Origin of the sequence: Sphingomonas sp. DC5200-1 (genome assembly GCF_049897245.1) — a bacterium.
GTDB lineage: Bacteria > Pseudomonadota > Alphaproteobacteria > Sphingomonadales > Sphingomonadaceae > Sphingomonas > Sphingomonas aquatilis.
In genome coordinates this window covers 1-12,076 of the sequence record NZ_JAFCVW010000003.1, presented here as the reverse complement: position 1 = coordinate 12,076, position 12,076 = coordinate 1, and the positions used below count along the sequence as shown (strand labels likewise).

The following is a 12,076-nucleotide window of genomic DNA, read 5'->3' as shown; positions in this document are numbered from 1 at the left end:
AGGTGCCACCCCGGCGCAGGCTGTGGTCTTTGGCAGCTTTTGGCGGACGCCTTCACCGGGAGACCCCGGCCTGCGCTGGGGTGACGGCTGGGTTTGGGCAGATGCATGAGAGCTTGGCCGAAGCGACGCGATGCGGGGTGCTACCTACGGCGGTGACGGGGCGGGCATTCACGCCGCCAGTACCGAAGCGCTTCGCTGACCTCCCCCTCCGTCATGCCTTGCGGCATGCCACCTCCCCCTGGCGGGGGAGGACTTAATTAGAAGAGGCGGCCGCCGTTCGGCACCGGCTGATCGGGGGCGATCAGCACCACCTTGCCGTCCGCATCGGGGAAGCCGAGCGTCAGCACTTCGGACATGACCGGCCCTATCTGGCGCGGCGGGAAGTTGACCACCGCGGCGACCTGACGCCCGATCAGGTCTTCGGGGGTGTAGTGCGTGGTGATCTGCGCCGACGACCGCTTGATGCCGATGCCCTCGCCGAAATCGATGCGCAGCTTGATCGCGGGCTTGCGCGCTTCGGGGAAGGGCTCGGCGGCGACGATCGTACCGACGCGGATGTCCACCCGCTCGAATTCGGCGAACGTCAGCGGGTCGGGGCCGAGCGGATCAGAAGTCGACATTGTCATAATGCGCCGGAGGGCCGATTAGCTCCATCCGCTCGGACAGCAACGGCCGGAAGCTCGGACGGCTCTTGAAGCCGCGATACCAGCGCGCGGTCTGGTCATGCCCCTTCCAGTCGATGCCGCCCAAATAGTCCGCCACCGAAATCTGCGCGGCGGCGGCGAGGTCGGCGAGACTCATCGTCGCGCCGCCCAGCCAGTTGCGGTGATCGAGCAGGTAATCGGTGTAATCGAGATGACTGACCGCCGCCTTCATCGCCTCGCGCAGGCCCTTGGCATCGGGCGAGGCGCGGTGGGCGAGGCGCTTGACGACACGCTCGTGCAGCAGCGGCCCGGTGACGTCGCGATAGAAATGCGTGTCGAACCACGTCACCAGCCGGCGGATCTCGGCGCGGTTGGCGGCGGTGCCGTTGATCGTCGCCGCCTTGTCGACCGTTTCTTCGAAATATTCGCAGATCGCCATCGAATCGATCAGCGGCGCACCCGGGCGGCTGGCGTCGACCATCACCGGCGTTTCGCCGGCGGGGTTCATGTCCATGAACTCGTCGCGCCGCTCCCACGGCGATTCGCGCACCAGCTGATAGCCGATGCCCTTTTCACCGAGCAGCAGCCGCACCTTGCGGCTGAACGGGCACAGGGGGAATTGGTAGAGCTGCCACATGCCTGCGGTGTTAGAAGCATGGGCGGATGGAGGGAAGCAGTGATGGCCTTCGATGACGGTGTTCGCATCATCGATGGCGTGATCCACATCGACCATGCGGAGATCGAAGCCGGGTTACGCGCATTGGCTGCGCGTTGGCAGGTCACCGTTGAGGAGGCGTTGGGGATCGTGCTGCGCAACGCCTTGGGCGAGCAGGGACGCGAGATGCAGGGCCAGCCGACGGTGGTGGGATAAGGACGCTTCCCGTTTTCGTCATTCCGGCGCCGGCCGGAATCCATGGATGCATGCGGCTGATGATGCGCGCTACCGCGGCCTCACCGCCTTCCATGGATCCCGGCGTGCGCCGGGATGACGAAATGTTGTCGATCCCTATTCCGCCGCCACCGCCTCGACCGTGTCGTCGAGCGGGTGGGTCTGGCGGGAGAGCATTTCCTTCGGGATCACCTGCCAGAAATCACCGGCGATCCGGTCCCAGTCGGCGAGCAGGCTCTTCGACCATTTGCTGTCGGTGGCCTTGGCGTGGCGTTCGACGAGGTCCTTGAGCACGCCTTCCCAATGCGCCGAGGCGAGACGCTGCCAGACGATGCTGTCGGGATTGGCGCGGCGTTCGAAGGTCGCGTGCGGATCGTAGACGAAGGCCATACCGCCGGTCATGCCGGCGCCGAAATTCTGGCCGACCGTGCCGAGCAGCACCGCGACGCCGCCGGTCATATATTCGCAGCCGTTGGCGCCGCAGCCCTCGACCACCACGGTCGCGCCCGAATTGCGCACCGCGAAGCGCTCGCCCGCCTGCCCCGCCGCGAGCAACGTGCCGCTGGTGGCGCCATAGAGGCAGGTGTTGCCCGCGATCGTATTGTCCTGGCTGGCGAGCGGGGACGACACCGCCGGCCGCAGGATGATCGTGCCGCCCGACAGGCCCTTGCCGACATAATCGTTGGCGTCGCCGAACACCTCCAGCGTAATGCCCTTACACATGAAGGCGCCGAGCGACTGGCCAGCGGAGCCGCGCAGGCGGATCGTGACGTGGCCGTCGGCGAGCTTGCTCATGCCGAAGCGGCGCGTGATCTCGCTCGACAGGCGCGTACCGACCGCGCGGTGCGTGTTGCGCACCGAATAGGTCAGCTGCATCTTCTCGCCGCGGCTGAAGACGGCGGCGGCATCCTTGATGATTTGCGCATCGAGGCTGTCGGGCACGTCGTTGCGGAAGGTCGACAGGCTGAAGCGACGCTCGGCATCGGTCGCATCGACCTTGGCAAGGATCGGGTTCAAATCGAGGTCGTCGAGATGCTCGGCGCCGCGGCTGACCTGGCGGAGCAATTCGGTGCGGCCGATCACCTCGTCGAGGCTGCGCACGCCCAGGCGAGCGAGGATGTCGCGCACCTCTTCGGCGATGAAGGTCATCAGGTTGATGACCTTTTCGGGCGTGCCGACGAACTTCGAACGCAAGGCTTCGTCCTGCGTGCAGACGCCGACCGGGCAGGTGTTCGAATGGCACTGGCGCACCATGATGCAGCCCATCGCGACCAGCGACAACGTGCCGATGCCGAACTCCTCCGCGCCGAGGATCGCGGCGATGACGATGTCGCGACCGGTCTTGAGGCCACCATCGGTGCGCAGGCGCACTCGGCCGCGCAGGCCGTTGAGGGTGAGGACCTGATTGACCTCGCTGAGGCCCATTTCCCACGGCGTGCCGGCGTATTTGACGCTGGTCTGCGGGCTCGCACCCGTGCCGCCGACGTGGCCGGCGACGAGGATGACGTCGGCATGCGCCTTGGCGACACCCGCCGCGACGGTGCCGATGCCTGAGGAACTCACCAGCTTCACGCAGACGCGCGCGCGCGGGTTGATCTGCTTCAGGTCGTAGATCAGCTGCGCGAGGTCTTCGATCGAATAGATGTCGTGGTGCGGCGGCGGGCTGATCAGCGTCACGCCCGGCGTCGCATGGCGCAGCTTGGCGATGAATTCGGTCACCTTGAAACCGGGCAGCTGCCCGCCCTCACCGGGCTTCGCCCCTTGCGCGACCTTGATCTCGATCTCTTCGCAGGCGTTGAGATATTCGGCGGTCACGCCGAAGCGGCCCGACGCGATCTGCTTGATCGTCGAATTGGCGTTGTCGCCGTTTTCGTACGGGCTGAAGCGCTTGACGTCCTCGCCGCCCTCGCCCGACACCGCCTTGGCGCCGATGCGGTTCATGGCGATCGCCAGCGTCTCGTGCGCTTCGGGAGAGAGCGCGCCCAGCGACATGCCGGGGGTGACGAAGCGCTTGCGGATCTCGGTGATCGCCTCGACCTGGTCGACCGGCACGCCTTCGGCGGGGAAGTTGAACTGGAGCAGGTCGCGCAGATACACCGGCGGCAGGTCGGCGACGCCGCGGCTGAATTGCAGATACTGCGTATAGCTGTCGGTCGACACCGCGGTCTGCAACAGGTGCATCAGCTGCGCCGAATAGGCGTGCGTCTCGCCCGTATGACGCTGGCGGTAGAAGCCGCCGATCGGCAGCTTCGCGACGCCTTCGTCCCACGCCTGTTCGTGGCGAACGATCGCGCTGTAGTGGAGCGAGTTATAGCCCTCGCCGCTGATCTTCGCGGGCATGCCGGGGAACAGGTCGTTGACCAGGCTGCGGCTGAGGCCGACCGCTTCGAAATTATAGCCGCCGCGGTACGAGGAGATCACCGCGATCCCCATCTTGCTCATGATCTTGAGCAGCCCTTCCTCAATCGCGGTGCGGTGGCGCTTGAGGCACTCGTCCAAGGACAGGTCGCCGAACAGGCCGCGGGTGTGGCGGTCGACGATCGCGGCTTCGGCGAGATAGGCGTTCACCGTCGTCGCGCCGACGCCGATCAGCACCGCATAATAATGCGTGTCGAGGCATTCGGCCGAACGCACGTTGATCGAGGCGTAGGAGCGCAGGCCCCGGCGAACGAGATGCGTATGCACCGCCGCCGCCGCCAGCACGCCGGCGATCGCGATCCGGTCTTCGGAGACGTGCTCGTCGGTCAGGAACAGCTCGCTCTTGCCCTGGCGCACCGCCTGTTCGGCCTCGTTGCGGATGCGCTGGATCGCAGCACGCAGCTTTTCGGGGCCGCCATCGGCGTCGAAGGTGCAGTCGATTTCGGTCGCGGTGCGCGCGAAGTGCGCACGCAGCCGCGCCCAATGCTGGCCGGTGAGCACCGGCGAATCGAGCACGAGCACGCGGTCGCGCTGATCCTCGGTATCGAGGATGTTGGCGAGGTTGCCGAAGCGCGTCTTGAGCGACATGACATAGCGTTCGCGCAAGGAGTCGATCGGCGGGTTCGTCACCTGGCTGAAGTTCTGGCGGAAGAACTGGCTGATCAGCCGCGGCTTGTCGCTGATGACGGCGAGCGGCGTGTCGTCGCCCATCGAGCCGACGGCCTCCTTGCCCGTCTCGACCATCGGCGCGAGGATCAGCTCCATATCCTCCAGCGTCTGGCCGGCGGCGACCTGGCGGCGGGTGAGGTTCGCGCGATCGTAGCGGACCAGCGCGTCGGGCACGTCGGGCAGATCGTCGAGCGTGTGGAATTCGCCGATCATCGCGGCATAGTCATGCTCGCCGGCGATCCGGTCCTTGACCTCGCGGTCGTTCATCACCCGGCCCTCGTCCAGGTCGACCGCGATCATCTGGCCCGGCCCCAGCCGGCCCTTCGCGACGATCGTCGATTCGGGAACGACGACCATGCCGGTTTCCGATCCGACGATCAGCAGACCGTCCGAGGTGCGCGTGTAGCGCAGCGGGCGCAGCGCGTTGCGGTCGACGCCCGCCACCGCCCAGCGGCCATCGGTCATCGCGAGCGCAGCGGGGCCGTCCCACGGCTCCATGACGGACGCGAGATACTGATACATGGCGGCGTGGTCGGCGGGGACGTCGGTGTCCTTCTGCCATGCTTCGGGCACGAGCATGATCTTCGCGGTCGGGGCATCACGGCCGGAGCGGCAGATCGTCTCGAACACCGCGTCGAGCGCCGCGGTGTCGCTGGCGCCCGCCGGGATCACGGGCTTGATGTCTTCCGAATGCTCGCCGAACGCGAGGCTCGCCATGCGGATTTCGTGGCTGAGCATCCAGTTCTTGTTGCCGCGAACCGTGTTGATCTCGCCATTGTGCGCCAGGCAGCGGAACGGCTGCGCCAGCCACCATTGCGGGAAGGTGTTGGTGGAATAGCGCTGGTGGAAGATCGCGACGCGCGATTCGAACCGCTGGTCCTGCAAATCGGGGTAGAAGACCGACAGGCTCTCGGCGAGGAACAGGCCCTTGTAGACGATCGAGCGGCACGACAGCGAACAGATGTAGAAACCCTGGATCTGCGCGGCGATGACGCGCTTTTCGATCCGGCGACGGACCAGATACAGGTTCTTCTCGAATTCGGCGGCATCGACGTCGTCCGGCATCGGACCGGCGATCATGATCTGTTCGATCTCGGGCCGCGTCGCCTGCGCCTTCATGCCGATGACCGACACGTCGACGGGCACCTGGCGCCAGCCGTAGATCGTGTAGCCCGCCTCGATGATCGCGCTCTCGACGATCGTGCGGCACGTTTCCTGCGCGCCGAGATCGGTACGCGGCAGGAAGATCATGCCGACCGCGAGGCGGTTGGGCAGCACCTTGTGGCCACTGGCGACGACCGCATCGTCGAAGAAGCGATGCGGCAGGTCGATGTGGATGCCCGCGCCGTCGCCGGTCTTGCCGTCGGCGTCCACCGCGCCGCGGTGCCACACCGCCTTCAGCGCATCGACCGCCGACTGCACGACGCGCCGCGATGCGCGACCATCGGTGGCGGCGACGAGGCCGACGCCGCAGGCATCGCCTTCGCTATCGGGGCGGTACATGCCGTGTTCGGCGAGATAGGCGCGCTGGTCGGCCTTCATGGGGTCGGTCTTCATGGGGTCGGTCATCATGACGTCACCTTGGGATCGTGGAGTTTGCTCGGATCGACACCCAGCGCCTTGGCAAGCTTGGCGCGTTCGGCGGGTGTCATAGTGTCGAGCTTACGAACCGGCGGCAGGCCGGCGGTGGCTTTCTGCGCCGCTTCGATGAAATGCGGCATCTGCTGCATCATCTTGGGCATGATATCCTTCATCGACGCCATCACCGCAGGATCGGTCATGATCGTCGTCGCGCGGGCGGCATATTTGGCGCCGGTCGGGGTCGAGAAGTATCGGTCGAGGTCGGTCAGTTCGGCAACGGTGAAGTGATCGGCGTAGGCGTGTGCCATCGCCTCCCGCAGCGTCGGCTCCATCGTGGTGAAGAAGTCGCCCATCGCACCGAACATCGCCTGCATCGTTAGTTCCTGACGCCGCTGCCAATACGGATCGTAGATCGCCATCACCTCTGCGATGTTGACCTTGTCGAGCGCCTTGGCCTCCGCCGGTGTCAGGCCACCCAGTTCCGCGATCTGGCGGAGCGGCATCGCTTTCAGCGCGTCGCCCATGCTGCCCGTGATCGCCTGCATCGACCCCGACATGACGGTTTTGTAGACGCCCGGTGGCAACAATCGCGCGGCAACCTTGCGCGCCTCGACAAGCGCCTCTTGCGAAGCCGGGGCCGTCTCTGTGGCGACGACCGGCGCCGATGGCGCGGTCTGTGCCGATGCCACGCCCGGCATCAGGGCGCACAGCGCCGCCGCGATCCTCATGGTCTTCACGCCGCGACCCTCCCGGCCTTCGCCTTGGCCTTCAGCCACTTGTGCATCGTCGCGGCGACGTCGCGGCCGTCGCGGATGGCCCAGACGACCAGGCTCGCACCGCGGACGATGTCGCCGGCGGCGAACACGCCGTCGAGGCTCGTCATCAGCGTCTTGCCATCGACCAGCACCGTGCCCCAGCGGCTGACGCCCAGTTCGGGCGCGCCGAACAGCGTTGGCAGATCCTCGGCATCGAAGCCCAGCGCCTTCACGACCAGATCGGCCTGCAACGTGAAGTCGCCGCTGGGATCGGGTTCGGGCGCGCGGCGGCCGCTGGCGTCGGCGGCGCCCAGCCGCATTTTCCGCGCGCGCACCGTGCCGTCGGCGTCGAAGGCGGCGGGGGCGGAGAGCCAGACGAATTCGGCGCCCTCTTCCTCGGCATTGGCGACCTCGCGCTGGCTGCCGGGCATGTTGGTGCGATCGCGGCGATAGAGGCATTTCACGCTCGCCGCGCCCTGGCGGATCGCGGTGCGCACGCAGTCCATCGCGGTATCACCGCCGCCGATCACGACGACATGCTTGCCCTCGGCGTTCAGCGCGCCGCCATCGAACGCCGGCACCGCATCGCCGAAGCCCTTGCGGTTCGATGCGATCAGATAGTCGAGTGCCGCAACGACGCGGCTGTCGTCGCCGCCCGCGACGTCGAGCGCGCGCGCCTTGTAGACGCCGGTCGCGATCAGCACTGCGTCATGACGCTGGCGCAATGCGTCCAGGCTCGCATCCTCGCCGACGCGGAAGCCTTCGTGGAAGACGATGCCACCCGCCTTCAGCCGCTCGACGCGGCGCATGACGACGGGCTTTTCGAGCTTGAAGCCGGGGATGCCATAGGTCAGCAGCCCGCCGGCGCGGTCGTGCCGGTCGTAGACGTGGACCTCATAGCCATGGCCACGCAGATATTCCGCCGCCGTCAGGCCTGCCGGCCCCGCGCCGATCACCGCGACCGACTGGCCGCGCGCGGGCCCCGGCACCAGCGGCTCAACCCAGCCTTCTTCCCACGCAGTATCGGTGATGAACTTCTCGACCGATCCGATCGTCACCGCGCCATGGCCGGTGAATTCGACGACGCAATTGCCCTCGCACAATCGGTCCTGCGGGCAGATGCGGCCGCAGATTTCGGGCATGGTCGAGGTGGAGTTGCTGAGCTCATAGGCTTCGCGCAGCCGCCCCTCGGCGGTCAGGCGCAGCCAGTCGGGGATATGGTTGTGCAGCGGACAATGGACCGAGCAATAGGGCACGCCGCATTGCGAGCAGCGCCCGGCCTGATCCTCCGCCGCCGGAGGCGCATAGCGCGCGGCGATTTCGGCGAAATCCTCCGCCCGCGCTGCAGCGTCACGCTTGGCGGGATAGGCCTGCGGCCTGCCTACGAACTTCAGCATGGAATCGTGCGCCATAAGGCCTCCTCACGACCGCAATAGGAAGCGGAGTGGCCCATGTCATGCGCAAAATGACCGATATGGCTTATTTGCTGACCTAAAATCGGCAATTATCTTTGCGATCGACTCTCATCAAGGTCGCAGCGCGCCAAATTAGGTCCGCCTTAACTCCTAACGCAACTGGAGCGCGACGAGCGCCACCGCGCCGACGATGATGCGATACCAGGCGAAGGGGGCGAAGCCGTGCCGGCTGACGATGCCGACGAACCAGCGGATCACCACAATGGCGACGACGAACGACACTACGAAGCCGATCGCGATGCTCAGCCACTCGCCCTGCCCCAGCGTCGCGCCCGACTTCAGCAGATCGTAGGCGGAGGCGGCGAGCATCGTCGGAATGGCGAGGAAGAAGGAAAATTCCGCCGCCGCGCGCCGATCGACCCCCATGCTGAGCGCGCCCATGATCGTCGCGCCCGAGCGGCTGACGCCCGGGATCATCGCCAGACACTGGACGACGCCGACACCCAGCGCTGTCGACCAGGGCATCGCCTCGACCGATTCGATCCGCGCCTGCTTCACCAGCCGCTCGATGACGAGGATCGCGATGCCACCGACAATCAGCGCGACCGCGACGACCGTCGGACTTTCCAGCAGCGCCTTCACCGCCTTGTAGACGACGAGACCGATGACCATCGCCGGCAGGAAGCCGAGCACGATGTTGCGCACGAAGGCGAAGGCGCCGGGCTTCTTAGCGAACAGGCCGACCGCGACATCCCAGAACCGCCGCCAGTAGAGGACGACGACCGCCAGGATCGCGCCGAGCTGGATGACGATGTCGAAGGTCGCGGTCGCCTTGTCCTGGACGCCGAGCAGCGTGCCGGCGAGGATCAGATGCCCAGTGGAGGAGACGGGCAGGAATTCGGTGACCCCCTCGACGATGCCGAGGAGGATGACGGTGAGGAGGTCCATGCGCGGTCCTTAAGGCGGGGGCGGTAATGGGATGTCCGGTCGCCCGGTCCGGTCGATGCCACCCGTGCACCTGTGGGGCGGGGTGGCGACAGGCTCGGGGCGAACGGGGATGCGGTGGGGCCGTCCGCGTTATGCGGCGAGTGTTGCAGCCCGGCGACCGAAGCGACCGGTGCGCCGGAAGCGGACGAGCCAGTCGGGCGCGACCGCCTGCAACGGCGTCGGGTCGACGCCCAGGGCGGCCAGCCCCTCCGTCCCCGCTGCGACGACATTGTCATGCTGGAGCATGAGCCACTGGTCCTTGGTGATCGGCGCCAGCGGCAGCGCGGCGAGCAAGGCGCCGGCAGCATCCGGCAGCTCGACGATCGAGGGGCTGCGGCCGAGCGTCGCGGCGATCCAGCGGATGATCTCGCCCATCGTCATCACGTCCGGCCCGCCGAGCTCGAATGTGCGGCCCGCATAGGCCGCGCCGGTCGCGTTCGCCATCGCATCGCCGACGTCGGCGGCGAAGACCGGCTGGAACTTCACCGGCGCGCGCAGCACCGGCACCACCGGCGACTTGGCGACCATGCCGGCGAAGCGGTTGATGAACTGGTCCTCACGCCCGAACACGATCGAGGGGCGGATGATCGCCGCGCCCGGGAAGGCCGCGCGCACCGCCGCCTCGCCGCGGCCCTTGCTGCTGCCGTAGCCCGATTGCGCCTCAGGGTCGGCGCCGATCGCGGACATATGAACCAGCGTCTCGACGCCCGCCGCAGCCGCTGCCTCGGCGACGTTGCGCGCGCCACCGACGTGCAGCGCTTCGAAATTGCCGGACAGGATGCCGACCATGTTGATCACCGCATCCGCGCCCGCGACGGCGCGCGCGACCGTCTCCGGCTTGGTCACGTCCGCCGCGACGAACTGCGTCTGGCCGAGGCCGCCCAGCGGGCGCAGGAACCAGGCATGACGCGGATCCCGCTCGGCGATACGCACCCGGGCGCCGCCGCGCAGCAGCGCCTGCACCACATAGCGACCGACGAAACCGCCGCCGCCGAAGATCGTAACCAGCTTGTCCTGCATGCGCCTCGGGCCTTTTTTTTCGTCGCTGTCCTGACAATCGCCCCCTTGCCCCCCAAAAGGCGTGTTGACAAGGCACATGGCCGCCCCCTAAAGGCCGCCACCTACCCCGTGCCCAGATGGCGGAATTGGTAGACGCACCAGCTTCAGGTGCTGGCGATCGCAAGGTCGTGGAGGTTCGAGTCCTCTTCTGGGCACCATTTTCTCCTGCGATATGCAGTTGAGACCGAGATGGAAACGAGGAGCATGCCGCTGGGCTGCTCTGGGTATGTTTTCGCATGTGGCGCTTACCCGGTCTTGAACATTAGCAGGCGGTGTCGCTTTCATTATAATCCTCTGAGGTCTCCGGCGATGGCCCGCGCATCGGCTTGCCGGAGGTACAACAGCATTATCACGCCGACCCGGGTGCCGCCCGGCGGCGATCCGCAGTCGATCGGCTGCGGACGGCCCGAGGTCGTCTTTCCCCAAGCCGCGGCGTTTCATTGACCACGAGGCGCTCAGGTTCGGAGGACAGCCCGGCAGTCCCAGCAGGACCTTTGCATCGCGATGCGCGCGCCGGCCTGACCTTTCCGCCATCAAACCCGCGCAAACACGTACTTCGCCTGCGAGCGGGCGATGCGCCGATGGCGAAGCCAGATGATGGCGGTGCCGAGGCCTGCCAACCGGGACATGTTTGAAGGTCTTGCGGGGATCTTACGCCATACTTCGGGGATACACCTTCGGACACAAGGACATGCCGTCTTTAAGGGCTCCTAGGTCGGCCGCCAGCACGCAGGGAGCTTCGATCGTGGATGCGTATGTTTCGACGCCGTACCGCCTCTCAGCGCATCCTACGGCGCCAATGCTAGCGGCAGCGCTCCTATCGCCCGGCTCGATCGGCGGGCCACCGTCACCTACTACTCGCTCCCTCCGCGACCCCACGGTGCTTCGAGCGAACACCGGCACGAAACGCTCCAGCTCTATCCTGATCTGGACAGCATGCCCGCGCCATAGCGACCCTGCTCTATCGATCTCCTGCCCCCGTCAGCGGCGGCCCCGGCGCGTTGGTCCGGGTCAGCGCACGCAACGATCAGAACGGCGCGGATGATAGGCCTTTTCCGCCCTCGTAGCTCTGAATGGCTTGGTCGCGACCGACGGGCTGCGATGCTTGGACGAGGCGGTCGCAGCCCAGCCATACGCGGGTGAAAATCAGCAGATCTTTTAGCTTTCAACCTGCGGTGGTGCGGCCGCCGTCAGGTTCGATGATGCTCGTGGCCGTCGCTCGGCGGCGTTGCGTCTTGAGGCGACTTGAGCGGATATACAGCGGCGGTCAAGTCAATCCAATCCCGCGGATTTGGCAGCGCAAGTCCGGGCGGTTCTGCAATGCGGTTGCGCTGTGGATTGGCGTGCGGGCCCAAACGCACGAAAGCCCCGGACCGGGTGGTCTGGGGCTTTGGTGAGGGTTGGTTGCGGGGACAGGATTTGAACCTGTGACCTTCAGGTTATGAGCCTGACGAGCTACCGGGCTGCTCCACCCCGCGCCAAGGACCATCAAAGTGGGCTTTGATGGAGTGTCCGTTGGAGACGCGAGAACCCCCGCTTATGGCGAGGGTTGCGTGTCCCGTTGGGACGAAATCATGAATGGGTTCTTCTTCCCACACAGGCTTCAATGCCTGGCGACGACCTACTCTTCCACTGCTTAGGCAGTAGTACCATTGGCGC

At 66.4% G+C, this 12,076-nt stretch carries 8 protein-coding genes and 2 tRNA genes; 2 read left to right on the top strand and 8 right to left on the bottom strand.

Going from position 1 to position 12,076, the window contains the following annotated elements; all coding sequences use genetic code 11:
* Positions 1 to 257: 257 nt before the first annotated feature.
* Together ACP7A3_RS06250 and ACP7A3_RS06245 are read right to left on the bottom strand one after the other, a co-directional pair.
* Positions 258 to 626, bottom strand: coding sequence for a tRNA-binding protein (locus ACP7A3_RS06250; RefSeq protein ID WP_426256458.1), 369 nt, complete (start codon positions 624 to 626; stop codon positions 258 to 260).
* Entirely contained in the window at positions 607 to 1,281 is a 675-nt protein-coding gene (locus ACP7A3_RS06245; RefSeq protein ID WP_017977253.1) for a glutathione S-transferase family protein, read from the bottom strand. The genes ACP7A3_RS06250 and ACP7A3_RS06245 overlap by 20 nt, the downstream gene beginning before the upstream one ends.
* 42 nt (positions 1,282 to 1,323) lie before the next feature.
* On the opposite strand from ACP7A3_RS06245, the gene ACP7A3_RS06240 reads away from it, so the two are divergent.
* Positions 1,324 to 1,515, top strand: a complete 192-nt coding sequence (locus tag ACP7A3_RS06240; RefSeq protein WP_426256457.1) for a hypothetical protein — start codon at positions 1,324 to 1,326, stop codon at positions 1,513 to 1,515.
* Positions 1,516 to 1,650: 135 nt separating this feature from the next.
* On the opposite strand, the gene gltB is transcribed toward ACP7A3_RS06240, so the two are convergent.
* The 5 genes from gltB to ACP7A3_RS06215 form a co-directional block, all read right to left on the bottom strand.
* On the bottom strand, positions 1,651 to 6,192 hold the full coding sequence (gene gltB, locus ACP7A3_RS06235) for a glutamate synthase large subunit (RefSeq protein WP_426256456.1): 4,542 nt from the start codon (positions 6,190 to 6,192) through the stop codon (positions 1,651 to 1,653).
* The gene (locus tag ACP7A3_RS06230) at positions 6,189 to 6,929 is read right to left on the bottom strand and encodes a DUF2059 domain-containing protein (protein WP_426256566.1); all 741 of its coding nucleotides are present in this window, start codon (positions 6,927 to 6,929) and stop codon (positions 6,189 to 6,191) included. Before ACP7A3_RS06230 ends, gltB begins: the two co-directional genes overlap by 4 nt.
* A 5-nt stretch (positions 6,930 to 6,934) precedes the next feature.
* On the bottom strand, positions 6,935 to 8,368 hold the full coding sequence (locus ACP7A3_RS06225) for an NAD(P)-dependent oxidoreductase (RefSeq protein ID WP_063687128.1): 1,434 nt from the start codon (positions 8,366 to 8,368) through the stop codon (positions 6,935 to 6,937).
* Between the two features lie 153 nt (positions 8,369 to 8,521).
* Positions 8,522 to 9,319, bottom strand: coding sequence for an undecaprenyl-diphosphate phosphatase (locus ACP7A3_RS06220; protein ID WP_017977248.1), 798 nt, complete (start codon positions 9,317 to 9,319; stop codon positions 8,522 to 8,524).
* 129 nt (positions 9,320 to 9,448) lie between these two features.
* The gene (locus ACP7A3_RS06215; RefSeq protein WP_426256455.1) at positions 9,449 to 10,378 is read right to left on the bottom strand and encodes a complex I NDUFA9 subunit family protein; all 930 of its coding nucleotides are present in this window, start codon (positions 10,376 to 10,378) and stop codon (positions 9,449 to 9,451) included.
* A gap of 110 nt (positions 10,379 to 10,488) precedes the next feature.
* On the opposite strand from ACP7A3_RS06215, the gene ACP7A3_RS06210 reads away from it, so the two are divergent.
* Positions 10,489 to 10,575: transfer RNA gene (locus ACP7A3_RS06210), tRNA-Leu, on the top strand.
* Positions 10,576 to 11,818: 1,243 nt separating this feature from the next.
* Here ACP7A3_RS06210 and ACP7A3_RS06205 read toward each other — a convergent pair.
* Positions 11,819 to 11,895: transfer RNA gene (locus tag ACP7A3_RS06205), tRNA-Met, on the bottom strand.
* Positions 11,896 to 12,076: the final 181 nt, after the last annotated feature.